The organism is Nostoc sp. PCC 7524, assembly GCF_000316645.1.
In the GTDB taxonomy this organism is placed as follows: Bacteria; Cyanobacteriota; Cyanobacteriia; order Cyanobacteriales; family Nostocaceae; genus Trichormus.
On sequence record NC_019684.1, the window covers coordinates 3,800,339 to 3,824,824 of the forward strand.

At 41.8% G+C, this 24,486-nt stretch carries 18 protein-coding genes; 11 read left to right on the plus strand and 7 right to left on the minus strand.

Annotated features, from left to right (window positions below; translation table 11 throughout):
• The first annotated feature begins 11 nt into the window (after window positions 1-11).
• Window positions 12-1,205, plus strand: a complete 1,194-nt coding sequence (locus tag NOS7524_RS15270) for a serine/threonine protein kinase (RefSeq protein ID WP_015139376.1) — start codon at window positions 12-14, stop codon at window positions 1,203-1,205.
• Here NOS7524_RS15270 and NOS7524_RS30465 read toward each other — a convergent pair.
• The 3 genes from NOS7524_RS30465 to NOS7524_RS15280 form a co-directional block, all read right to left on the minus strand.
• The gene (locus tag NOS7524_RS30465; RefSeq protein ID WP_216087493.1) at window positions 1,189-1,377 is read right to left on the minus strand and encodes a hypothetical protein; all 189 of its coding nucleotides are present in this window, start codon (window positions 1,375-1,377) and stop codon (window positions 1,189-1,191) included. The two genes, NOS7524_RS15270 and NOS7524_RS30465, sit on opposite strands and share 17 nt — an antisense overlap.
• 75 nt (window positions 1,378-1,452) lie before the next feature.
• Complete coding sequence (gene msrA, locus NOS7524_RS15275) at window positions 1,453-2,121, minus strand: peptide-methionine (S)-S-oxide reductase MsrA (protein WP_015139378.1); 669 nt, start codon at window positions 2,119-2,121, stop codon at window positions 1,453-1,455.
• A gap of 132 nt (window positions 2,122-2,253) precedes the next feature.
• Window positions 2,254-4,431: a hypothetical protein gene (locus NOS7524_RS15280; RefSeq protein ID WP_015139379.1), complete on the minus strand. Its 2,178-nt coding sequence runs from the start codon at window positions 4,429-4,431 to the stop codon at window positions 2,254-2,256.
• Window positions 4,432-4,524: 93 nt separating this feature from the next.
• Here NOS7524_RS15280 and NOS7524_RS15285 point away from each other — a divergent pair, with 93 nt between their 5' ends.
• Window positions 4,525-5,919, plus strand: a complete 1,395-nt coding sequence (locus NOS7524_RS15285; RefSeq protein ID WP_015139380.1) for a proton extrusion protein PcxA — start codon at window positions 4,525-4,527, stop codon at window positions 5,917-5,919.
• Window positions 5,920-6,024: 105 nt separating this feature from the next.
• On the opposite strand, the gene NOS7524_RS15290 is transcribed toward NOS7524_RS15285, so the two are convergent.
• A complete protein-coding gene (locus NOS7524_RS15290) occupies window positions 6,025-7,317 on the minus strand; it encodes an RNA-guided endonuclease InsQ/TnpB family protein (protein WP_015139381.1) in 1,293 nt (430 codons plus the stop codon).
• Window positions 7,318-7,347: 30 nt separating this feature from the next.
• On the opposite strand from NOS7524_RS15290, the gene tnpA reads away from it, so the two are divergent.
• Window positions 7,348-7,761, plus strand: coding sequence for an IS200/IS605 family transposase (tnpA, locus tag NOS7524_RS15295; protein ID WP_015139382.1), 414 nt, complete (start codon window positions 7,348-7,350; stop codon window positions 7,759-7,761).
• Between the two features lie 102 nt (window positions 7,762-7,863).
• On the opposite strand, the gene NOS7524_RS15300 is transcribed toward tnpA, so the two are convergent.
• Window positions 7,864-11,046, minus strand: coding sequence for an efflux RND transporter permease subunit (locus NOS7524_RS15300; RefSeq protein WP_015139383.1), 3,183 nt, complete (start codon window positions 11,044-11,046; stop codon window positions 7,864-7,866).
• 334 nt (window positions 11,047-11,380) lie between these two features.
• On the minus strand, window positions 11,381-12,739 hold the full coding sequence (locus NOS7524_RS15305; protein WP_015139384.1) for an efflux RND transporter periplasmic adaptor subunit: 1,359 nt from the start codon (window positions 12,737-12,739) through the stop codon (window positions 11,381-11,383).
• Window positions 12,740-13,047: 308 nt separating this feature from the next.
• On the opposite strand from NOS7524_RS15305, the gene yhdJ reads away from it, so the two are divergent.
• Both yhdJ and NOS7524_RS15315 read left to right on the plus strand, forming a co-directional pair.
• A complete protein-coding gene (yhdJ, locus tag NOS7524_RS15310; protein WP_015139385.1) occupies window positions 13,048-13,935 on the plus strand; it encodes an adenine-specific DNA-methyltransferase in 888 nt (295 codons plus the stop codon).
• Complete coding sequence (locus NOS7524_RS15315; protein WP_015139386.1) at window positions 13,916-15,070, plus strand: hypothetical protein; 1,155 nt, start codon at window positions 13,916-13,918, stop codon at window positions 15,068-15,070. The genes yhdJ and NOS7524_RS15315 overlap by 20 nt, the downstream gene beginning before the upstream one ends.
• A gap of 65 nt (window positions 15,071-15,135) precedes the next feature.
• Here the strand turns inward: NOS7524_RS15315 and NOS7524_RS15320 are convergent, their stop codons facing one another.
• A complete protein-coding gene (locus NOS7524_RS15320) occupies window positions 15,136-15,528 on the minus strand; it encodes a hypothetical protein (protein ID WP_015139387.1) in 393 nt (130 codons plus the stop codon).
• A 146-nt stretch (window positions 15,529-15,674) separates the two neighbouring features.
• On the opposite strand from NOS7524_RS15320, the gene NOS7524_RS15325 reads away from it, so the two are divergent.
• The 6 genes from NOS7524_RS15325 to NOS7524_RS15350 all read left to right on the plus strand — a co-directional run bounded on the left by NOS7524_RS15325 (window position 15,675) and on the right by NOS7524_RS15350 (window position 23,937).
• A complete protein-coding gene (locus NOS7524_RS15325; RefSeq protein ID WP_015139388.1) occupies window positions 15,675-16,349 on the plus strand; it encodes a response regulator transcription factor in 675 nt (224 codons plus the stop codon).
• Window positions 16,350-16,433: 84 nt separating this feature from the next.
• Window positions 16,434-17,711, plus strand: a complete 1,278-nt coding sequence (locus NOS7524_RS15330; protein WP_015139389.1) for a sensor histidine kinase — start codon at window positions 16,434-16,436, stop codon at window positions 17,709-17,711.
• Window positions 17,712-17,828: 117 nt separating this feature from the next.
• Window positions 17,829-19,346, plus strand: coding sequence for a dolichyl-phosphate-mannose--protein mannosyltransferase (locus tag NOS7524_RS15335; RefSeq protein WP_015139390.1), 1,518 nt, complete (start codon window positions 17,829-17,831; stop codon window positions 19,344-19,346).
• 567 nt (window positions 19,347-19,913) lie between these two features.
• The gene (locus tag NOS7524_RS15340) at window positions 19,914-22,217 is read left to right on the plus strand and encodes a sensor histidine kinase (protein ID WP_015139391.1); all 2,304 of its coding nucleotides are present in this window, start codon (window positions 19,914-19,916) and stop codon (window positions 22,215-22,217) included.
• Complete coding sequence (locus tag NOS7524_RS15345; RefSeq protein WP_015139392.1) at window positions 22,165-22,611, plus strand: response regulator; 447 nt, start codon at window positions 22,165-22,167, stop codon at window positions 22,609-22,611. Before NOS7524_RS15340 ends, NOS7524_RS15345 begins: the two co-directional genes overlap by 53 nt.
• Before the next feature lie 168 nt (window positions 22,612-22,779).
• Window positions 22,780-23,937 (plus strand): hybrid sensor histidine kinase/response regulator, encoded by a 1,158-nt coding sequence (locus tag NOS7524_RS15350; RefSeq protein ID WP_015139393.1) that lies wholly within the window; start codon window positions 22,780-22,782, stop codon window positions 23,935-23,937.
• Window positions 23,938-24,486: the final 549 nt, after the last annotated feature.

Sequence of the window (24,486 nt, forward strand, 5' to 3'; positions counted from 1 at the left end):
GCAGGTGTCAAATGCTGCAAGTAGAACAGATATTGCATGACCGTTATCAAGTCTTACGACAATTGGGTAACAATGGTATTCGTCAAACTTGGTTAGCAAAAGATTTACAAGCTAATGATACAGAAAATTCGCAAGTTGTAGTTAAGCTTTTAGCTTTTGGTGGTACGGTACAGTGGGATGATTTGAAACTATTTGAACGGGAAGCCCAAATTCTCAAACAGCTAAATCATCCTCGTATTCCCCAATATATAGATTACTTTTGTGTCGATGACCGCAGCCTTTGGTTTGGTTTAGTCCAAGAATATATTCCTGGAGAATCACTCAAGGAAAAACTCACTGCTGGTAAAAGATTTACTGAAAAGCAAGCTAAAAAAATCGCGGTTGAGGTACTAAAAATACTCATGTATTTACATGAGTTAAACCCTGGTGTATTGCATCGAGATATTAAGCCCAGTAATTTAATTTTGGGTGAAGATAAACATATTTATTTAGTAGATTTTGGTGCAGTTCAAGATAAGGCTGCTAAAGAGGGTGTGACTTTTACTGTTGTGGGTACTTACGGTTACGCACCTATGGAACAATATGGCGGTCGTGCCGTTCCAGCCTCCGATTTATATGCACTTGGCGCAACTCTAATTCATCTTTTAACTGGTGTTTCTCCGGCTGAATTACCCCAGCAAGATTTACGCATACAGTTTACAAATTTTGTTAATCTTAGCCCCGGTTTTGTGAAATGGTTGCAAAAACTGACAGAACCAGCACCAGAACAACGTTTTACTGATGCTCATCAAGCTTTAGATACACTGAGAAATGGTTTAGTGGTGAAATCTGCAAGCTTAACCCGACTAGCACCTAGAAAACCTTTTATTAATAATTCTGGTTGTGGAATTAATAATACTACAGAGCTAGTACCGGAAGAAATTCAAGGCTGGAATTGGGGGGCTTTTTTATTACCTTGGTTTTGGTTGTGGAGTAATCAAGTCTGGTTTGGCTTATTTTGTTTTGTACCCCAAATTGGTTGGATAATGACGATCGCACTCGGTGCAAAAGGCAATGAATGGGCTTGGAAAAGTAGACACTGGCGCAGTATTGAACAATTTAAAGACCATCAAAGAGGTTGGGCGATCGCCGGGATTTTAATTGGCGCACCCATGAGTATTATGTTATGGGTGGGTGCGATCGCTTTACTCAAATCAGTTTTTTAAATTGGGAGTAGGGACTGGGGACTGGGGACTGGGGACTGGGGATTGGGGACTGGGGACTGGGGATTGGGGACTGGGGACTGGGGACTGGGGATTGGGGACTGGGTAAAAATTCTACCTCATCTCCCTCATCCCCCACCCTACGGGTAGGCTTACGCCATCGTAAGAGAAGCAAGCTAAATCTCCCTCATCTTCCTCATCTTCCTCATCTCCCTCATCCCCCTCATCCCCCCGTTCCCCTACTTCTTCACTATCCATTCACATTTGATTCAATCAAACCCACAGGACAAGCCACATTTGTCCCACCTAAACCGCAATATCCATTAGGATTTTTAGCTAGGTACTGCTGATGGTAGCCTTCTGCGTAGTAGAACTCAGGAGCATCCAGAATTTCTGTAGTAATTTTCCCGTATCCAGCTTTGCTGAGGGCTGCTTGATAAGCATCCCGTGAGGCTTCGGCTAGCTGTTTTTGCGCTTGTGAATAAACGTAAATCCCTGAACGGTATTGAGTGCCAGCGTCATTACCTTGGCGCATTCCTTGGGTGGGATCATGACTTTCCCAAAATACTTTGAGTAATTCGGTGTAACTAATCACCTTGGGGTCAAACACCACCAACACTACTTCATTGTGTCCAGTCAAGCCAGAACAGACTTCTTCATAGCTAGGGTTAGGAGTGTAACCAGCCGCGTAACCAACAGCCGTTGTATAAACCCCCTCTTTTTGCCAAAACTTCCGTTCCGCACCCCAAAAACAACCCAAACCAAACACTGCTTGTTCCATACCTTCAGGAAACGGTGGCTTCAGTGGGTTTTTATTAACGTAATGATGAGCAGGTACAGGCATAGTTTGCGTCCTTCCTGGCAAAGCCTTCTCCGGAGTAGGCATAACCAACTTTTTGCCAAATCCAAAAAATCCCATTGATTTCAACTCTGAATTCTTATACACATTACTTAATATTCTAATGACTCTCCCTCTCAAAATCAGACACCCAACCCAATTACCTCTCCGCGCTCCTCTGCGTTTCCCTCCGCGCTCCTCTGCGTTAAAAACCTACCCCCCTGGCACACAACCATGAACCAACGGTAACAAAGGCCCCAATTGCTCTTGCCCATTCACCGCTAAATCGCTGTGACACAAATAAATTCTCTCAGACACACGCCCAAGTAAATCTTGCAAAATCCTCTGCAATCGTTCCTCCTCAGCCAATTTCTCATCTTCTGCCGTCCAAGGCTGCCCCAGCCTATCTTGCAGGAAAAACGGCGCACCAAACAAAGTCGCTGCCCCACCTTTAGCCCATAAGGGTGAACCAGCATCCAGCCAAAAGTGCCAACGGTGAAATCTTCTACTAGCACGATATTGGAAGATAGTAGCTAAAGTGATAGCCTTCCTAGTTGTGCCGATGGAACGCAGGGGATAGGGGTTAGCGGTAATTGTCCCTCGTCGCAGCAGTTGAATGAATTCAGCGATGGGAGTGCTGAGTGGGGAGTCAGGAGAGTTTGAAGTGGTTTGTTTTAACCTCGTGTCAATTTCCCAGTAGTGTTGGGCAGTTTCGAGTAATTCTCTCAGGGCTGCTAGTTGCTCGTAGGGAAGGTTACTACCATTCCATAAAAAGCGTTGAATTGCCCTATCTAAGAGGGATATGGGGCTAGGAATCAAACGCAATTCTTGCTGCGATCGCTGCTGTTCTAACCATTGTAAAATCTCGGTGTAAGCTGTAGTAGCAGCATAACCAATACGATCCCAACGCTCAAAGGTTGTGACTGGTAGCAAGTTAGGATGTTCTGGATGGGGGACAAAGCAGTAATCTGCTATTAATCCTGCTCTAACTGGGTCAATTTTAGTGCTGAGTGGAGAGTGCTGAGTGGGGAGTTCTGAAGGGATGTCTGATGGTTCTGATTGTCTACTCAAGACAACTAACATCTCAGCTACAGCATCCCGGTCTACCAAGCGTCCTAAACCGGGGTAGACTAAGGCCAGCATGGTGAGTAATGCCCGAATGACTGGGGAACTAATCAGGGGACGTTGGTCATTAAGTGACTCGACAGGGATATTTTGCTTAGTGAGAATTTCTACTAGAGTATAACGAGCGATCGCATCTAAACCAGGGGCAATAATTGCTACATCTTCTGCTGCTACTTGTCCTGATTTGATCGCATGACCAATGACTTCTGCTGTTTGCCGTAATAGTTGCGAACGCGATGTGGTTTGAATCGATTGCACCACTGTTGGTAAATCCGACAATACCATTTGTGTGGTGATTGATTCTACCATTGGTGCAGCTAGTCTATCAGCTAGAGAGTCCGCCGCCGGACTACTCAAATGTTCTACTTGACAGCGACTCGCTAACCCTGCCATATAATCGGGATCTGCCCCTAATCCCAATCGCACCCCACCATCAGGATTGTAGCTAAACGCGCCTACTGCCCCTTGATCTAGTAGCAACTCTAACAAATTCCGCACCACCCCCGGATATTCATCCACATCATCCGCCAATACTGCTTGATAACGGCTGGCTAGATGCTGTTGGTAATGCTCATTGGTTAATAAATGCTGAGTGTAAAGTTCCGTGATAATTCCATATGTCAGAAATCCCCTTTCTAAACACCAATTCCGCCAATCTATGAGTAAAGATGCCAGAAATTCCGGCTCTAGATTCACAGATGGTTCATTTATAGCTGATTGTAAAATCCCAGCAATACCCTCACAAGCTGTACCACTGTAAGCCGCTAACTGCATCAAGTCTAAAATGCGCCTAACTAAGCGGTACTCATTCACTCCCGCACGACGTAATGTTTCTTCGTCTAAGTGCGCCTTCCAGAGTTTTGTTGCTAGTTCTTGCTCAGTTTCAGGACGCAAGCGTACAGGAAATTGTGCCTTTAGATTCAACAATTCAATTAGTAAAGGCCAAAATAAGATAACGTCGTCTTGAAAAAAACCTAATGGAGTTTTCACCCGCACTGGATATTTTCCTTGGGTATTGGTAACAATTTTATCACCTAATTCTCTGCGATTATCATCATTAGCAGCCAAACACAAAACCCCTGGTTTTGCGTGCTGAATCAATAAAGATGGTAGCGTGTAAGTGCTTGCATTCAATTTTGCTTTTTTAGTATAAAATAATTCATATATTTGCTTTTCATTTTGTAGCCAATGACAAAATTTTGTCACTAAGCGGGTAGTCTTACCACTGCGACTACTACCAACAATCCAAACAGAATGACCAACCACCAACTCTCTCCTTAACAGATTTATTTTTATACCTTGCGTTAATTTAAGGATAATCATCAAAACGCAATCAAGAATATTAGCTGATTAACCCCGATGAAAAATTCTGTCTTTGACCAAAAAATCTATCCTTTTTTACTGTCTACTTACCGATGGTATTTACGTACACCAGAACGTTCTCTAGAAGAAGCTCACAAAGCAGCTTTAAAAATTAAAGCTATAGAAGATGAATATTTTCAAGGTAATAAAATAGACTTCGATTCAGCCATCTATAGCAGCAGTGTGATGGATTATTTCGAGTCTGATTTAAAGAAACAATTAAAATTAGTCAGGATGCGTCTGACTGAATTTAAGTTCAGTCGTTGGTTTTCCAACGAATCTCACCAAAAAGCTGCCCATAAAGCTGGTATAGAGTATCCTAGCTCTACTATAATTCTTGAAAAATTAAAATTTATTGATGAAGTCACCTCAAAATACACTAATTTTGAGCAAGGAACAACTTATTCACCTGTTAGCAACCAGTCGCCAACCCTTGCCACTGAATCCGTTCAGAATCAGAACAAGTCAATTACCGCTTCTCCAGAGATTACCCAATTCAACAAAAATGATTTGGTTGAACGCATATACGCACCGACATCACCACCACAATTAGCCAAACAGAATATAGAACCTAATAAAAAAACACGCCGAAAAGCTGATTCAATGGGTATCTTACCCCGTTCGATTTTAAGCACTATTGGTCGGCTGCAAATTGAATTAGATCCCAACTCCGAACAAGATGTTGTGCAGAATTTTCGGCAAGCTCAAAGAAGAACTATCATATCTATTAGATTTATATTATTACTTATTATTATACCTCTTTTAACCCATCAGTTATCAAAAGCATTAATTGTAGGGCCACTTGTTGATCGCTTTAGAAGCTCTCAAGCAGAGCAAATATTTCTCAATGCTGAAATGGAAGAAGAAGCCCTCATTACCCTGCAAAGATTTGAAGAACGAATGAAGTTTGAAAACTTCATTAGTAATGCTCCTCCTCTTTCCCCAGAAGAGATGGAAATTAAAATGCAAGCCAAAGCTCGTGAAGTTGCCAATGAGTTTCGAGGTGAAAGTGCCAATGCTATTAAAAATGTTTTTTCTGACATTTTTTCTGTAGGTGCATTTATTTGGTTGCTGCTCGTTAGCAAGTCTTCCATTATGGTGCTAAAAGATTTTTTTGATAATGTTGTGTACGGTCTAAGTGACAGTGCTAAAGCATTTATTATTATTTTGTTTACCGATGTCTTTGTGGGATTTCACTCACCTCATGGCTGGGAAGTAATTCTGGAAGGTGTATCTCGTCACTGGGGTTTACCAGCAAATCGAGACTTTATTTTCTTATTTATTGCTACTTTCCCAGTGATTTTAGATACCATATTTAAATACTGGATATTCCGCTATCTCAACCGGATATCACCTTCCGCAGTTGCTACCTACCACAATATGAACGAGTAGTCACGCCAGTAGGGTGCGTCAGTGAGAGAAAACCTAACTGCACCAAGAAATTATTTGTACTGACGCACCCTTGTATATTGAGAGAAGTAGTGACGTTCTCTCCCGTTAACCTTGCGGTATAACGGTAGCTTCTAATCTAGAACCAGATAGTTGAGAACCATCAAATTCTAAAAAAGCTTCGCGTTTCACAGGCTGGGCAACCCCGAAGCCTCCACGCGCAGGCAAGATGAGTCCCACCTCGCTAATTGCCCGATCTAAAATGTTGACTGCGGCGTTTTCATCTCTATCCATCAATAATCCACATTTCGGACAATGATGCAAGCGAACAGAGAGAGTTTTCGGGACTTTTTGGCCACAGCCAGAACAATTCTGCGAAGTAGAATGAGGATTAACTTTAACTACTCGGACACCGCGTTTGACCGCCACTGCCTCCAAGATATTGATAAATGCCCCCCATGCAGCATCCAGAATTGATTTACTCAATTTTGTTCTAACAAGACCTTTGATATTCAGGTCTTCTACTGCGATTAAGTCAAAATTTTTAACTAATTTGTGTGCTGCTTTGTAATGAAAATCTTTTCTCTGACGCTCAATTTTTTGATGAATTCTGGCTATGTGGTTTTTCTTTTTAGCTTGTCGCCGAGAACCTTTTTGTTGACGAGCTAGTTGACGTTGTTGTCGTGCTAAGTGATGTTGAGTGCGACGATAAATCTGTGGAATAGGCACTGTATCACCGTCTGATGTCGTCAAAAATTCTTTTAGCCCAACATCAATCCCTACAGCAGATTTAACCTCATCCAGTGGTAATAATTGCGGCACAGAATCATCTTGCATAGAAATGCAGCAGTACCATCCATCAGCTTTGCACACAATCGTACAAGTTTTGAGTACAAAGCCCTGTGGTAATGGTCGGTGTAAGATGACTGGCATCTCACCAATTTTACTCAACTTTAATCTACCATCTTGAAGTTTAGCACCTGCCTTTGGGCAATTCACTCGTGGGAAAACAAAAGACCTTAATTCCCCAGGTTTTTTAAATCTAGGGCGACCACCGCGTTTTCCTGATGCGTCAGGAATTAACCACCTTTCCCACGCTTGATTTAAACGCTGCAAATTGATTTGCTGAGATTCTGCCCAGATATTTTTGTACTCAGGAAATAGTATTTTCGTTTGCTTTAAATCTGCTTGTTGAGTATAGTAATTAACTCGCTGTGGGATTTCTCCAATTGGTTCACTAACTATTGAACATCGGTCAATTTGACAATGACTTCTGTTAAGTGCATCTAACCTCTGCCCCAATGAGTAATTCCAATGACGGCGTAGTAGCTCTAATGTATTTGACATCAAAGCTATTTGCGCGGCACTGGGTAAAATTCGGTAACAGTAAGTTAGAATCATATTGATAATTATATTACTTATTGCTAACAAATGGAAGAGTTATATGATAAAGGTTTTCGCTCAGTTTACTCTCTTACTGCTCATATAGTTTTTGTGACTAAATACAGAAAGAAAGTTATTAATGAGGCTATGCTGTCTAGGCTGGCAGATATATTTAAAGATACCTGTGCTAAATGGGAATGCACATTAGTAGAATTTAACGGTGAAGTTGATCATGTACATTTACTCATTCGTTACCATCCACAAGTTGAACTCAGCAAATTTATTGCTAATCTCAAAACTGTTTCTAGTCGATTAATTCGTAAAGAGTTTGAATCTATTTTGAGCCAAGTGTATACAAAATCTGTGCTGTGGACAGGTTCTTACTTTGTTGCTAGTTGTGGTGGGGTCACAGTTGAGCAGTTAAAACAATATGTGCAGCAACAACAATCACCTCAAAAATAAGGATTCACTTTGTTCAGTTACAAAATGTTTGCCTCAATTCCCCACCCATCAACCTTTGGTATGATGGGCGACCCCTTGAGGCTTTTGGTTGGTATTCCCTAATCAGACCTGAACCCGATCTTTATTGGCTTGTGTCGTCATATTTTTGTGAATTGTGTGTGATTTACGTCCAGAAATATCATGTAGCAAACCCATCAATGCGGGGACAACTGTAGGAGTTAAAACCGTGGAAAATGCTAAACCACCAGTGAGGACGATACCTAATCCCTGATACAGTTCTGAACCTTGTCCTGGTAGCACTGCCAAGGGTAACATTCCTAACACACTTGTTCCAGCAGACATGAAAATTGCTCGCAGGCGATCGCTGGTAGCATTATACAGAGATGTATCATAATCCTCCCCTGCTTGCTGTAGTTGTAAGGCTCTATCGACTAACAGAATGGCGTTGTTGACGACTATACCCGTGAGAATTACAAACCCTAACGCCGTAATCATATCTAACGCTACATTCATTCCCGGAATGTTGTTAGCAATCACTAGACTCAACAATGCGCCACTCATCCCCATAGGTACAGTCGCCATAATTACTACTGGGTAAAGGAATGAACGATACAACGCCACCAGTAATAAATAAGTAATGAAAATCGAAAACACAAACGCTAAGGCTAGTTCGGTGACAGTTGTCGCTAATTGGTCGGCTGAACCTGCCAATTCTAGACTGTAACCTGGGGGGAGACTTGCACGTAAAGGTGCTAAAATTTCCGCTTCGGTACGTTCCACCAGTGTACCCAGAGGCGCATCGGGTGCAACGGAGACAGTCAGGCTAATTGAACGTTCTAAATTAACGTGATTAATGACATCTGGCCCTGTGGTTTCTTGAATTTCTGCCACGTCACCGAGTTGTACCTGTCGCCCTTGGGCATAGAGTGGTAATTGTCGCAGTTGTTCTGGGGTTTCGACGGCTGTGTTTTGCAGTTCTACTGACACGTCGAGTTCTTCTTTGCCATCAATATAATTAGAGGCGATGCGTCCCCCTAAAGCAGCCTCTACCATTGAGCCAATTTCGGCTTCTGAGAGTCCTACTTCCGCTAGACGTTCACGGTTGGGAATCACTTGGAGTTCTCCGGCACCGGCTACGAAGTTAGAACGGACATTCTGCACGCCAGGAAGTTGGCGTAATTGGGCTGTAATTTGCTTTTCTAAATCACCCAACTGATTTAAGTCAGCCCCCACAATATCCACTTCAAATTCCTTACCAGGGTCGCGGAAAATCGATATCCGTGTTGGTACGATAAAACGATAACCAGCAAAGTTACTGCTGGCGGCGCGTAACCGATTTACCATTTCTGCTAGACCTGTAGTAGTGGCAAATTCTGGTTTTAAGATAGTGGCAATTCCCCGTAATGCCCCTGGACGGTCAACGTATAAAATACGGTCTACTTCTGGTTGCGATCGCAAAAATTCCCGTATCGGTTCAGATTGGCGGATGGCTTCCGGGATGCTTGTCCCCGGTAAAGGTTCAGCCCTCACTACTACTAAGTTACGATTGCCTTCCGGTAAATAATCAGCAGGTGGTAGTAATAAAACACTGATGACTAATAACACTACAGGAATTGACAGCACCAGCAACCGTCTACCAACCCGCTTACGTCCTAATGACCAACTTACCGTAGAGGCGAGAAAGTTTTCTAATTTGCCCTGGAAATGTCGAAACACCACAGAAGTTTGAGCAACGGTACGTTCTAACCAATTACCGCCCCGATATTCTCCCCCTGCCATCATTTGCATTGCTTCTGATTGCTTGAGGAACAATCCCGACAGCATAGGAACTAGGGTTAAAGCAGCAAATAGGGAAAAGAGGGAAGAAGCAGAAAGGGCGATCGCCATATCAGCATACAGTCGTCCGGCTTCACCCGTAACCATAATTAGAGGTGCAAATACCACCACGTTGGTTAAGGTAGAACCCAGCATTGCCCCCCAAACTTCCTGCGTTCCCTCAATTGCTGCCCGCATGGGACTTTTACCCTGTTGCATCTGGGTGAAGATATTTTCAATCACCACGATCGCATTATCGACAACCATACCCACAGCAAAGGCCAGCCCTGCCAAACTGATAATGTTGAGGCTTCGTCCTAACGCAGACATGACAATAAACACCATTACCAGGGTTGTAGGAATGGTAATTGCTACTACTGCCACGGTACGCATTGAGCCGAGGAACAAAATCAAGACGATGGTAGCGAGTAACGCCCCGGTGACTAAGTTACCTTGGACAAAGGCTACTGATTGATTAATATATTGACTTTCATCGTAGTTGTAAGCAAAGCGAATCCCTTGATTTTGTTGATCAAACTCCGCTTGCAGTGCAGTGATCTCCTTCCTTACACCCTTAGCCACCTCTGGCACATTCGCCCCGATTTGGCGAATTACCCCAATGGCTACCCCTGGTTTCCCGTTAAATATCAAAGCACTATCTTGGGGTTTGCGTCCCATCTGTACCTGTGCCACATCCCGCAGGTAAACTGTACCTGATTCGTCACGACGCAAGACAAAACCCTCAATTTCGGATAAATCTTGTGAGCGGCTGACGGTGCGGACTCTGTATTCTCTGCGTCCTAAAATTAAGGGGCCGCCCCGGATATCACGGTTATTATCTCTGAGTACCCGGACGACATCACCGATAGTTAAATTGCGATCGCTTAATGCCTTCGGATCAACTTGTACCTCTACTTCCCGTTCTTGTCCACCCACTAACAAAAATTGTCCTGTTCCCTGCACTCGCCGCAATCTGGGAATCACCACTTCTTCAGCTAAATCTCGATAGCGGTTAGAATCTGGCTCAAAACCGTCCTTGGTATCAAAAGGAATCCACATCATTGGGGAACTATTTGCACCCACCATTTCCACACTCGATTCTTGGGCTTCTGGGGGTAAATTGTTCACCTGCTGCAAACGGTTGATCACATCAATCATCCGTTCCTGGACATTAGCATTTTGGGCAAATTCCAGAGTAATGCTACTACGTCCCGCACGGGAGTTACTGGTAATTTCCTGGACTCCCAGCACCTCTTCCATCTGTTCCTCAATGGGACGGGTGATTAAGTCTTCTACCTCTGATGGCCCTGCCCCTGGATAAGATGTAGTAATAGTAATTTCCGGGCGATCGCCTCCCGGTTGCAATTCCAAAGGCAACCTAAGTAGGGAGAATACACCCAAGATTGCCAATAAGCAGAATAAGACAAAAGTACCGTGTCGCCAACGTACAGCAGTTTCGATGAATTTCATATAGGGGATTAGGGATTGGGGACTGGGAATTGGGGCATAGGTGCAGTATGGTTTTAACCTCTCTCCAAACCTCTCTCCTACAAGGAGAGAGGCTTTGAGTATTACTCCCCTTCCCTACAAGGGAAGGGGTTGGGGGTTAGGTCTGTATTGGAATTAACTGTAAACCACTACAAGGAATGTGTATTGGGCATTTAAGTAAGTCGGTGGGAAAAAATACAACTATGTTAAGAAAAATAAACTAGGCTCAAACCCTCTTCCCTCCTGCCTCCTGCCTCCTGCCTTGCCATAGCGATAATTTTTAACACTAAGCTACTTACTCTACCTCTGTCACCTGTCACCTGTCACCTGTCACCTCCTTCACCGGCGCACCATCTTGCAACCCATCGCCGCCACGTAGGACGATGGATTGACCTGGGGTTAAGGTAGGATGATAGATGGCTACTTCTTCACCCATGTCTGCAACCATCTCTACAGCGATTTGTTGGGCTTTGCCATCAGCAACAGTGAAGACTAACCACTGATCCTGTCGTCTAGTTAGGGCATCTCTGGAGACTACAAAACTAGAGCGATTTGAGGGCATAGTGAGATTACCTGCGATCGCCATTCCTGGTAATAATCCGGGCGGCGGATTGTCAATTTGGACACGTACACGCTGACGGCGGGAGGCTGGATCGGCGGCGGGAACGACGGCTGTAATTCTGGCGCGTTGTTGCCACTGGGGTAAGGCGCGGGCTGTGAGGTCGATTGTCATACCGGGGCTGACTTGACTACTGAGTGCTTCTGGTAACTCTAAGAAAATATCGAAGCGATCGCTTGCTACTAGGCTGACGATAGGGCTAGAACTTTGGACTAAATCACCGTTGCTGATGTGTCGCATCTGGATCACGCCGGATTGTGCTGCGACAATCCGGGTGCGTTGCTGTGCTAGTTCTGCTTGGGCTAAGTAAGCCTTGGCCGCTTCTACATTAGCTTTTTGGGCAGCGATTTCTTCCCGAATTGGCCCAGCTTTGGCTTCAGCGAGTTGGGCTTCAGCTTCTAACAGTTCCCCCCGGATATCATCTAATCTGGCTTGTGCTTCCACTAGCAATCGTTTTGATAAAGCCCCCTCTTTCACTAAGTCGCGGGTACGCTTGAGGTTATCTTGTGCTTCCCTCTCCCGTGCTTGAGCTGATGTCACTGCCGCCTGACGCTGGGCAATAATTTCGGGGCGCGTCCCTACTTCTAAACGGGCTAAATTGCTAATTTGCTGTGCTAATTGTGCCTTAGCTTGGGAAATTGCCAGTTTTTGATCAGAGTCATCTAGAACAGCAATTACCATTCCTGAATTGACGCGATCGCCTGGCTGCACTAAGATTTGTCTCACAACGCCACCAGTTTGAGCGCGGAGCGTAGATTGCTGGGTTGCTTCTACCTGTCCCAAAAGCTGTACACTTCTGGTAGCAGTTCCCATATCTAAGGTAATAGTTTCAATCGGACGTGGCGGTTGTCCTTGTCGCTGTTGGGCAACAGAAGGTTGCGACGTACCACCAGGAATCAGCATCCGCCACAGAATTATGCCCCCAGTTAGCAAACACAAAATTAGTATTGTCTGCAACCACGGTTTACCAGAACGTGCTGGTACTAACTCGGAAGCAGACACAGAACTGTCTGACTGGGTTTCAACTGTTGAAACTTGAGTTTCAGAAGTATCCATAGTGTTTGACGGCAGGCTATTGAGGGAACATGATCAGAATTGCTAGAAATTAGCTCCTTTGTATTTTGGCAAAGAAAGGTGACGAAAAAATGACAAATTTTGTATTTAGATTAAAAAATATTGCAGAAAATCAGACTTTGATGCGATTGAGTGTTATTTAGCTCTACGTGATTCATTGGGAAAGTACCTCACCATAAGGTAAAACCACTAAATACTTAGTGGCACCTCAACTTGAATATCTAGTGATGTAATAGTTTAAGATATCAAGTCTGTTGCCTAAACCACAGCTCATTTTATAAATAACAGTTATGTTTGAGAGATATGAAACCAGAGATCATATCATATTTCACGGTGATGCTCTGTATATTTTGTCTAGTGAAATTACCTCTGAATCTGTAGACTTGATTTTTCTTGATCCTCCGTACAACATAGGAAAAAGATTTTCCAATTTCTATGACAAGTGGGAGTCTGACGAAGAATATGCAAAGTGGGCATATAAATGGCTAAATGAGTGCATTCGTATCCTCAAGCCGAACGGAACTTTATATGTGATGGCAAGTACGCAAGCCATGCCATATTTTGACCTTTATTTAAGAAATAAATTGACAATTCTGAGCCGTATTGTCTGGCATTACGACAGTTCTGGAGTTCAAGCAACAAAATATTTTGGTTCAATGTATGAGCCAATACTCCATTGCGTAAAAGATAAAAATAGTTATGTTTTTAATTCAGATAATATCAAGATAGAAGCCAAAACTGGCGCACGGCGTAAGCTAATTGATTATAGAAAAGCTGTGCCAACACCATACAGTACCGAAAAAGTTCCTGGTAATACTTGGTACTTTTCTCGTGTTAGATATCGAATGGTAGAATATGAAAATCATCCTTCACAAAAGCCAGAATCATTGCTGGAAAGAATTATTCTTGCAAGTAGTAATCAAGGCGATATCATACTTGACCCATTTGCAGGTACTTTTACAGTTGGTGCTGTTGCTAAAAGATTTGGTAGGAGTTCAATTAGTATAGAATCTCAAGAAGAATATTTGAAAATTGGACTGAGAAGGGTTTTAGAATTACAGGAATACAAAGGAGAAAAACTTTTATCCATACAAAAGAAGTATACTAGAAAAAATAAATGTGAACAAAAGTTAGATATTATACAGAGAAATTTGTTCGATGCCGATAGTACAGCATGAATTTACTAAAAAAATAATTGAAATTCTAGATTATTATTACCCAAATCAGGGAAATCAAGTTTTAGAATCTAGTGAATTATTGCAGTATCTCAATATCAAGACAAAAGCTGCAAATAGAGGTTCTAAGTCAAGAGCAGGATTTGCAAATCATTATGCAATTTATGTTTTAGTTGAAGACTATTTAAATCATGAATTTCATATTAATAATAACTATGAGAATTATGCAGGCGCTCAGTTTACTAACCTCCTAAGTAGACAAAGGGAACTTCCTTTTGGCAGTAAATTGCAAAATCATGCACTAAATCATAGGCTAAACGAAGAATTTAGGAAATATTTTCCTACATCTTTGCACTTACCTATTATCAGAGATGCTACAACAAATAGATATTGGATTAATGAAAATCTGATCAAAATTATAATCGATAATAATCAGATAAATATTGCTACATCTGTTAAAGATATAATTGATGCTTATGTAAAAGCAAGAAGCGATGCTTTTAACGAATTTTTGCTTTATTGTCAACAGATGATAGATATTCAACAACAAGAGCCTACACGTTCTATAGAATTTATTCGAGGTTTACTCAGACCAAATATAGATGCAAGAGTTTTTGAAATTGTAACTTACGCAATTTTAAAAGAGTATTATGCTGAACAGCAAATATATTGGGGTTGGTCGCCAGATGAACTTAATACTGAATATTTAATTCTCTATAAAACAGGACGTACAAATGCAAATGATGGTGGTATAGACTTTGTAATGAAACCCCTTGGTCGCTTTTTTCAAGTGACAGAAAATATAGATGCAGGTAAATACTTCTTAGATATTGATAAGGTGCAAAGATATCCAATTACTTTTGTTGTAAAAACCGAGGACACAGTACAGAACATCTTGAAAAAAGTAGAAGAACAGGCAAAGGAAAGATACAAGATTAAAGCTATTGTCAATAGATATCTGTCATCTGTAGAAGAAGTTATCAATATCCCAGAACTAATGCGCCGTTTTGATGCAGTTTTAGTATTAAATAAAGGTGCAGCAGTAATTGAAGAAATAGTTATACAGAGCAGAGTTGAGTTCAATGTAGAAGCCGAGGAACAGGATATTCTCACCTACGAACAAACATTTGAAGAATAAAATTTCTAGGCTATCAATTAATTATCCCATAAATAATTTCACGGGAATCTTAGCTAAAATATCACCTACTGCTGTACAGTTTCATAACGAATCAGTTCCTTAACTCGTTCCTGAGATAAGCCCAACTCCCGACTAAGTTTAGCTTCTAGTCGCTGGGGTTCAATGATGGAAAACTCAAAGATCATCGTTTTGAGAACGACATGATTTGTTGTCACCTTCACCAGTGAAATCCCTTGTGGCTGACGAATTTCCGCCTCAATTGCCACTACCTTTTTCATCATCTGGCGTGTTAAGCGCGTGTCGGCTTGCAAATATTTTTTGTGGTTGTGGGTACGACTGAGTATTTGATCACCTATCAAACCACTTCCGAGCCAAAAAACTAGCCCAATCAATGGCAAAGATAACCAAAAGACAAAACCCAAGTTGCGTAATACTTGCAAAAATTGAGGTTGGTACATGAGATATTGGGGATTGGGGATTGGGGTAAAAATCCGTCCTCTGCTCCTCTGCTCCTAGCCTGACTGCCTCGTGACATTTTTGCGTCACCTTTTGAGCTTAATGTAAAAATTAATAGGTACAAATCATAGTAACTTGAGTAAGTGCGATGCTGATCTTACTTGTAGAAGACGATCCAGAGCAATTAGAGCCTCTGCGAGCAGCATTGTTGAAAGGTGGACATTTAGTAGATGCGATCGCAGATGGGGATATAGCCCAATGGTACGCCTTTCGCAAAGACTATGATTTACTGATTTTAGATTGGATGTTACCCAAAGTCAGTGGGGTAGAACTGTGTCAGATATATCGCCGGGCTGGTAAAGTCTCGCCAGTGCTGATGTTGACAGCCAAAGACACAGTAGCAGATAAGGTGATGGGTTTAGATGCGGGAGCTGATGATTACTTAGTCAAGCCCGTGGATGTGCTAGAGTTATTGGCGCGAGTTCGGGCATTGGGTAGGCGATCGCCTATGTGGCAAGGTGATACTTTAAGTTTAGGCGATTTGCACCTACATTTAGCCAGTTTGACTATTGAACGAGGCACAGCCACAACTCAACTTTCTAGTCGAGAGTTTCAATTAATGGAATATCTCATGCGCCATCCTCGCCAAGTCTTATCCCATACTCAAATTGAGCAAGCCCTCTGGAGTTATGGCGAAGAACCCGAAAGTAACGCTATCACCACCCTAGTGCGCCGCCTCCGCCAACGTCTGCAAATCGTAGACGCGAGAGATTGTCTAGAAACAGTCCATCGTGTTGGTTATCGCTTGAATCCTCCTAGTTAGGGGTGTAGGGGAGCAGGGGGAGCAGGGGAGCAGAGGAGAAAAACTATTGCCTATTGCCTATTGCCTACTAACTAATGACTAAAAATGTTTGAATCTAGCCGCCGTAATCTTGCTCACTGGTTTGCTTTATCGATGGGGGGGATTTTGTTTGCTTTTGCGGGGGTGGGTTATTGTCTGAATGTGGAAGAGCAATTACGGTTTTTTGACGATGAACTCTTTCAGCACAGTAAAACCCTTGCTACAAAAAATCAGTATTATTTATATCAAAGTCAATGGCAAAATCAGCCAGATCAACCTCTGTCAGAAAATGGTGTTTCCTTGAATGGTGGACTGATGTATGCCCGATGGTATAACCCAAACAAGCAACTTGTGCAGTTTATTGGCTCATCGGGTGCTAAGTCCTTAACTACAGAACCAGGGTTTCAAACGATACAATTACCGCAGGATGCTGTACGGTCTTCTATAGCTAAGTCATGGGTTCGCCAAGTTACTATTCCTATGGTGCAAGATAAGGAGTTAATTGGCTACTTTCAAACAGCCGCGCCAATGGACTCTCTACGGAATAGTCTCAATCAAGCTCGTTTGTTTTTAGCTGTAGGTGTTCCCATTACTTTCGGCGTGATTGGAATTACGGGTTGGTTTTTAGGTGCCTTGGCTCTGCGCCCATCTCTGCGTGCTTATCAGCAATTACAGCGATTTACTGCCGATGCTTCCCATGAACTGCGGACACCTGTCGCAACTGTGTTGAGTAATGCCCAAGTGGCTTTAATGCCACCGGAAGACATCTTAGAACAAAGACAGCGATTGCAAAAAATTGCGGAAACAGCTAAGTCAATGAGTTTACTGATTAATAACTTGCTGTTTCTGTCACGTAATGATGGTTCTCTAGCCGAAACTACATTACAGCTGATTGACTTACGGGAGCTATTGCGATCGCTCACTTTAGAATTCGCCCCCCAAGCCGCCGAGCAGAACCTCAATTTCACTGCCGAACTACCAGAACAATCGGTAATGCTACGCGCTGACGTGAATTTGCTCAAACAAGCTGTAATTAATCTCTTGAGTAATGCCTTCAAATACACCCCCGCAGAAGGTAAGGTAAAATTACGCCTATTCACCCACTCCCACCGCGCCATGATTCAGGTTGTAGACAACGGTATAGGCATTCCCGCCACCGATTTACCCTATATTTTTGATCGGTTTTATCGAGTAGACACCGTTCGTTCTCGCCAAACAGGAGGCTTCGGATTAGGACTAGCGATCGCTCAACAAATCATCCAAGCTCACCAAGGGCAAATTTCTGTTAAAAGTATAGTTGGTCAAGGCTCAAGCTTTCAAATTGATTTACCGTTGAAGGGATAGGAGGGCGAATGTAGGGGAGCAGGGGAGCAGGGGAGCAGAGGAGCAGAGGAGCAGAGGAGAAACACTAATGACTAATTACTATTGCCTATTGCAAGAGTGCCTATTGCCTATTAACTAATGACTAAAAACTTTTATCGCTTGGGGTTGGTGGGGATATTTTTGATATCGCTTGCCTTACGTTTTTGGGGACTTGATAGATTTAATACTTTGGTATTTGATGAGGTTTATTACGCTAAGTTTGGTAATAACTATCTTACCCATACACAATTTTTTGATGGTCATCCACCTTTAGGTAAATACATGATTGCCTTGGGAATGTGGCTGAGTAGTCATTTTCCTTTTTGGCAAGAACCTGTAAATGGATTGAGTGGTTCACTGCGATCGCCTTGGAGTTATCGTTGGATCAATGCACTCTCAGGTGCATTTATCCCGTTAATTATCGCTAATATTGCCTATCAATTAAGTTATCGCCGCAGCTTTGCTTTAATTGCAGGTTTATTCGCTGCTTTGGATGGCATATTTATTGTTGAGTCTCGCTATGCTTTGATTAATATTTATATAGTTTTGTTTGGATTATTAGGGCAATTGTTGTTTTTGTTAGCATTAGCCAAACAACGTCAATTTTATTTGGTATTATCAGGTATAGCTTTTGGTGCTTCGTTAGCCACCAAATGGAATGGTCTATTTTTCTTAGCTGGTATTTATCTCATTTGGAGCATAGGTTGGATATATCAGTTACTCACATCAGGAAATCAAGCCAGAAATATTATTAAACAATTATTTTATTTTTCTCTAAAAAGCTTACCTCGACAGCAAGCAATCAATAATTCCAGTCTTGTACCATTACAAAAACTTACACAAATTAATTTTTGGCAAATTATATTTTTTCTAGGAATTATCCCCAGCGCAGTCTACAGTCTGTTGTGGATTCCTCATTTACAAATTAATACCAAATATGGATTTATAGCAGTACATAAAGAAATTTTGGCATTTCATGAACGCCTTGGCGGTAATACTCCCACCGTTCATCCTTACTGTGCGGCTTGGTACAAATGGCCGTTGATGACTCGCCCAATGGCGTATTATTTTCAGACAGCAAAAAGCATCAATGATCCCCTACCCGTTTTGGGGCCGCCTTTACCTAGCGGTACGGGGAAAGTGTTTTATGATGTTCATGCAATGGGTAATCCCTTTTTGTGGTGGTTTGGTGTCGCCGCTTTATTATTTTTGTTGGGGATGCTGTTAGCACCATTCATCATTTCTATAGTGCAGCGCAAGCGGTTATCTTTACCTGCAAAGCTTTCTGTTGATACGTGGATAGGTTTATACTTAGTGTTGAATTATGCAGTTAACTTACTACCTTGGGTAAGGGTAACACGCTGCGTATTTATCTATCATTACATGACAGCTGTAGTATTTGCGTTTTTAGCGATCGCCTGGTTTGTAGATCAATGTTTTCGCAGTCATTATCTCAGACTCCAGTATCTAGGTATAACCATTTCTCTGCGCGATATAGGTATCACGATTTCTTTGCTAATTATTGCCGCATTTATTTTCTGGTTGCCTGTTTATTTAGGTTTACCCCTTTCTCCTCAAGGCTATCAACTGCGGATGTGGTTTAAATCTTGGATTTGAATTAATTACTAGGCAATAGGTAATAGGCAATAGGCAATAGGCAATAGTTATTCTCCCCACTCTAAGAGGTTGTTTGAAAATGGTTGATCTGTGATTTTAGAGACTTATTGAGGACATCAACTAATCATAAAACCTTTACAATAAAAGGCTTTCAAGTCTGTCACCTATCACCTGTCACCTATCACCTGCTATACATTACTAAATATAAACTGACTTAATCAATCACCCATCTTTCATATTTCTTATCTGTATGTATGATTACTGCTTGTTAGACTGTAAAGCGCAAGCAGTGTAAAGAAAACTCTGCATAAAACCACTGAGGAGTCAAACGGTTAGAAGTCTGAAATAGTGAATTGGGGTAGAAATAGCAAAGAATGTGCGAAATTCGACCGAATCTATAAGAACAGTATGTAATTTTTATCCTTGAATTGTTCTTATGCCAGAGTAATATTGATTGCTGGATTTTTATCCTAAAAACCATAATGAAATATTGTGAACAAAACTAAACATCAAAAGACTTCTATCAACTCTAATTTTGATGTTGTTAGACCATAAAAGAGGATATTTATGACAATAAGCCTAGATTTACCAACTATTAATGTAAATAGCTTAAAAGAAGCTCCTATTCATCTTTCTAGCCAAATTCAACCTCATGGCATTCTTTTAGTTTTAGACGAGCCTGATTTAAAAATATTACAAGTCAGTAATAATACTTGGAATATTTTTGGCATGAATGCTGAAGACATTTTGCAGAAAAATCTCGATGATTTGCTCGATTCTTTTCAGATTGAGAGAATTAAAACAGGCTTATTAGAAGGGAATATCGAATTTATTAATCCCACAAAAATTTGGATACGCAAGAAGGGTGATGATTACATAGTATTTGATGCGGTATTTCATCGCAACTCAGAAGGGTTTCTGATTTTAGAATTAGAACCAGCCATTTCTCAAGAAAATATTCCCTTTTTGAGTTTTTATCATCTAGCTAAAGCTTCTATTAATGAGCTAGAAAAAACAGCAAATCTCCGAGATTTTTGTCAGATTATTGTCAAAGAAGTCCGAAAGGTAACTGGTTTTGACCGGGTGATGTTATATAAATTTGATGATGATGGACATGGTTCTGTCGTCGCCGAAGAAAAAATAGATAACCTAGAATCATATTTAGGATTGCATTACCCAGAGTCAGATATTCCTAAACCAGCGAGGAAATTATTCATATCTAACTCAATTAGAATTATCCCAGATGCTTATGTGCAGCCTGCACAAATGTTACCTGTGCGAAATCCGGTGAGCGATCGCCCGGTTGATTTAACTAATTCTATCCTCAGAAGTCCGGCATCTTGCCATTTGGAATACTTGCACAATATGGGTGTCGGTGCATCTTTAACTATTTCCTTAATTAAAGACCAAAAACTCTGGGGATTAATTGCTTGTCACCATCAAACACCTAAATATGTGTCCTATGAATTACGCAAAGCCTGCGAATTTTTAGGACGAGTGATATTTGCTGAAATTTCCGCCAGAGAAGAAACAGAAGATTACGACTATCGCATCAATTTGACTCATATTCAATCACTTTTAGTTGAATATATGTCCCAAGAGGACAACTTTATTGATGGTCTAATCAAACATCAGCCCAATCTTTTAGACTTAACCAGCGCCCAAGGGGCAGCCATATGTTTTGGTGATCATTTTACTTTAGTTGGGGAAACTCCCAAAGAAGAAGATTTAGTTTTCTTGGTGCAGTGGCTAAAAAATAATGTTGAGGAAGAAGTGTTTTACACTGATTCTTTAGCACAAGTTTATCCAGATGCAGAAACATTTAAAAACGTTGCTAGTGGATTGTTAGCCATTCCCATTTCTAAACGTAATTATGTTTTGTGGTTTAGACCAGAAGTCATTCAAACCGTGAATTGGGGCGGTGATCCGCACAAAGCTTTTGAAGTCAATCAGTCAGAAGGAAATGTGCGTCTTTGTCCCAGAAAATCCTTTGAACTGTGGAAAGAGACAGTACGCCTGACCTCATTGCCTTGGCGATATGTGGAAATTAAAGCCGCATTAGAATTGAGAAAAGCAATTGTCAATATCGTCCTGCGCCAAGCTGATGAATTGGCTCAATTGGCTCACGATTTAGAACGTTCCAACGCCGAACTGAAAAAGTTTGCTTACGTTGCTTCCCATGATTTGCAAGAACCACTCAATCAAGTAGCGAATTACGTACAGTTGTTGGAAATGCGCTATGAAGATGAACTAGATGAAGATGCTAAAGAATTCATCAACTTTGCCGTTGAGGGTGTGAGCCTGATGCAGACCTTGATTGATGATGTTTTAGCATACTCCAAAGTAGATACCCAAGCGATCGCCTTTCAACTAACCGAAGTTGAGAAAGCTTTAGAACGCGCTCTCGGTAATTTACGGCAACGTATCCTAGAAACAGGCGCGATCATTACCCATGATCCCTTACCAACCGTCTTGGCTGGTAGTACCCAACTCATGCAGCTATTTCAGAACCTGATCGCCAACGCCATCAAGTTCCGTAGCGAAGAACCACCACGCATTCATATCAGTGCCGAAAGGTTAGAAGACGAGTGGTTATTCTCAGTTAAAGATAATGGTATTGGGATTGACCCACGATTTAGCGATCGCATTTTTGTGATTTTCCAACGCCTGCATACACGAGACGAGTATCAGGGTACGGGTATGGGTTTAGCCATCTGTAAGAAAATTATCGAATGTCATCGAGGGAGGATTTGGGTAGAATCACAACTTGGTGAAGGCGCAACCTTCTACTTTACGATTCCAGTCGGAGGGCGAGAGCGTGAGCTTAGAAACGGAAGAAAAACACAAAACCATCTTTTTGGTCGAGGATAACAAAGCCGATATCCGCCTCATCCAAGAAGCTTTTAAAAACAGCTTAGTCCCACACCAAGTAGTGACAGTCAGGGATGGTATGGACGCAATGGCCTATCTCCGCCAAGAAGGCGAATATACCGATGCGCCACGTCCAGACCTCATCCTGCTAGATTTGAACTTACCTAAAAAAGATGGTCGAGAGGTACTAGCAGAAATTAAAGCTGATCCCCTACTCAAACGCATTCCCGTAGTTGTGTTAACCACTTCTAGAAACGAGGATGATATTTTTCACAGCTACGAATTACACGTCAACTGCTACATCACCAAATCCCGTAACCTCAGCCAACTCTTCCAAATCGTCAAAGGAATAGAAGAGTTTTGGCTAACTACTGTGACGTTACCACCGGAGTAGGGGAGCAGGGGAGCAGGGGAGCAGAGGGGCAGAGGGGCAGAGGGGCAGAGGGGCAGGGGAGGCAGGGGAGAATTTTTACCCAGTCCCCAGTCCCCAGTCCCCAATCCCCAATCCCCAATCCCCAATCCCTATTGCCTATTGCCTATTGCCTATTGCCTATTGCCTATTATGATTGGAAACTCAGTCAAAATTTTGTTAATTGAGGACAACGTAGCAGAAGCTAGGTTGTTGCAAGAGTATTTGCACCAAGCTGAGTCCAAACAATTTAGTCTGGTTCATGTGAAGCGATTACAGGAAGCACTCAACGAACTCAGGCATACTAGCTATGATGTGATTTTGTTAGACCTGACGCTACCTGACAGTCAGGGATTATCATCTCTATCTTTATTAATAGAGCAAGACCCTAGTGTACCGATTGTTGTCCTCACAAATACTAACGACGAAGATTTAGCTATTGAAGCAGTGCGCCAAGGAGCGCAAGATTATCTAGTTAAACGGCAGGTAAATGTTCAAGTATTGGTTCGCTCTTTATGTTACGCAATTGAGCGCAAACAAGCTTTAGAAACATTACGTACACTCAATCAATCTCTAGAAACCCGCGTTGAAGAAAGCACGGCTGAATTGGTAAAAGCTCAAGAAATCAACCAGTTTAAATCTGAGTTTGTTTCTATGCTCTCCCATGATATCCGCAATCCCCTAAATACAATACTTTTGGCGGCTGGATTACTCCAAAATAACGAAGATAAATTGAGTCAAGAGAAAAAACGCTCTCATTTACAGATGATTCGTTCTGCAATCAAAAATATGGCACAACTATTAGATGAAGTGTCATTAATAGGTAGAGCTGATTCTGGGAAACTCCAGTGTGACCTCATATCTATAGATTTAGAAGCATTCTGTCGTCAATTAGTAGAAGAAGCCCAATTAAGCATCGGGGAAAAGGATCTGACAGTAGTTTTCACCAGTTCGGGAAAAATCGATGAAGCTTTACTAGATGAAACTCTGCTGCGTCACATTTTGGGAAATTTACTCGGCAACGCCATTAAGTATTCCTTACCGGGTGGTAGAATCCAGTTTGATTTAATTGCTCAAGAACACGGGATAATTTTCAAGATTCAAGATTGGGGAATTGGTATTTCCCCAGAAGATCAGAAGCAACTGTTTCAACCTTTCCATCGTGGCGAAAATGTTGCTGGAATTTCTGGTACTGGTTTGGGTTTAGCAATTGTGAAAAAGTGTGTCGATGCTCACGGGGGGGATATTTGGGTGAATAGTGAGCTAGGGGTGGGTACGACGTTTACTGTCATCTTACCGTTAGTCACTTGAATCAATTCAAAATAGCCTACGGCATCTCTACGAGAGGCTAACGCCAACGCGGAGCGTGTCGTAGACAGAGGTTTAGAACCTAGCTTTTTCCGATAAATTCTGTAGAGACGTTGTATACAACGTCTCTACAACAACCTATAAATTGCATCTTCATAAAGAAACGGTATAACGTCTCTACATCTGGGGAAATGGGAAAAATCGTTGGAGTATGGGCGTAAAACCAGTATCACCACCTATACTCACTTATTAACTTTTCTGAAAAAATAAAAATAAAATAAAAAATTTATACGTAAAATTACTATTTATTAACCGAATCTTTACTTAAGTAAATTTAAATGGAGGTGTTGTTACTAGCACAATGCTGGAAAAACAACATTTGAATGCAAAATTTAATCTGAAAAAGTATAAAATTACCGCAAAATTTCTGCGTCTCGTTTGCGTGCAATATTATTGGGTGATACTTTTTCATCCCCCAATGATAAACCAGTATTTTGCTATCCAGCAAGATAACTGAATATTGTCAGAGGTTTGTCTGAGACTATTTGGAAG

Coding starts and splice junctions, on each gene's coding strand:
- NOS7524_RS15270 (WP_015139376.1), top strand. CDS start 12: ATGCTGCAAGTAGAACAGATATTGCATGACCGTTATCAAGTCTTACGA.
- msrA (WP_015139378.1), bottom strand. CDS start 2,121: ATGGGATTTTTTGGATTTGGCAAAAAGTTGGTTATGCCTACTCCGGAG.
- NOS7524_RS15285 (WP_015139380.1), top strand. CDS start 4,525: ATGAAAAATTCTGTCTTTGACCAAAAAATCTATCCTTTTTTACTGTCT.
- NOS7524_RS15290 (WP_015139381.1), bottom strand. CDS start 7,317: ATGATTCTAACTTACTGTTACCGAATTTTACCCAGTGCCGCGCAAATA.
- tnpA (WP_015139382.1), top strand. CDS start 7,348: ATGGAAGAGTTATATGATAAAGGTTTTCGCTCAGTTTACTCTCTTACT.
- NOS7524_RS15300 (WP_015139383.1), bottom strand. CDS start 11,046: ATGAAATTCATCGAAACTGCTGTACGTTGGCGACACGGTACTTTTGTC.
- NOS7524_RS15305 (WP_015139384.1), bottom strand. CDS start 12,739: ATGGATACTTCTGAAACTCAAGTTTCAACAGTTGAAACCCAGTCAGAC.
- yhdJ (WP_015139385.1), top strand. CDS start 13,048: ATGTTTGAGAGATATGAAACCAGAGATCATATCATATTTCACGGTGAT.
- NOS7524_RS15315 (WP_015139386.1), top strand. CDS start 13,916: ATGCCGATAGTACAGCATGAATTTACTAAAAAAATAATTGAAATTCTA.
- NOS7524_RS15320 (WP_015139387.1), bottom strand. CDS start 15,528: ATGTACCAACCTCAATTTTTGCAAGTATTACGCAACTTGGGTTTTGTC.
- NOS7524_RS15325 (WP_015139388.1), top strand. CDS start 15,675: ATGCTGATCTTACTTGTAGAAGACGATCCAGAGCAATTAGAGCCTCTG.
- NOS7524_RS15330 (WP_015139389.1), top strand. CDS start 16,434: ATGTTTGAATCTAGCCGCCGTAATCTTGCTCACTGGTTTGCTTTATCG.
- NOS7524_RS15335 (WP_015139390.1), top strand. CDS start 17,829: ATGACTAAAAACTTTTATCGCTTGGGGTTGGTGGGGATATTTTTGATA.
- NOS7524_RS15340 (WP_015139391.1), top strand. CDS start 19,914: ATGACAATAAGCCTAGATTTACCAACTATTAATGTAAATAGCTTAAAA.
- NOS7524_RS15350 (WP_015139393.1), top strand. CDS start 22,780: ATGATTGGAAACTCAGTCAAAATTTTGTTAATTGAGGACAACGTAGCA.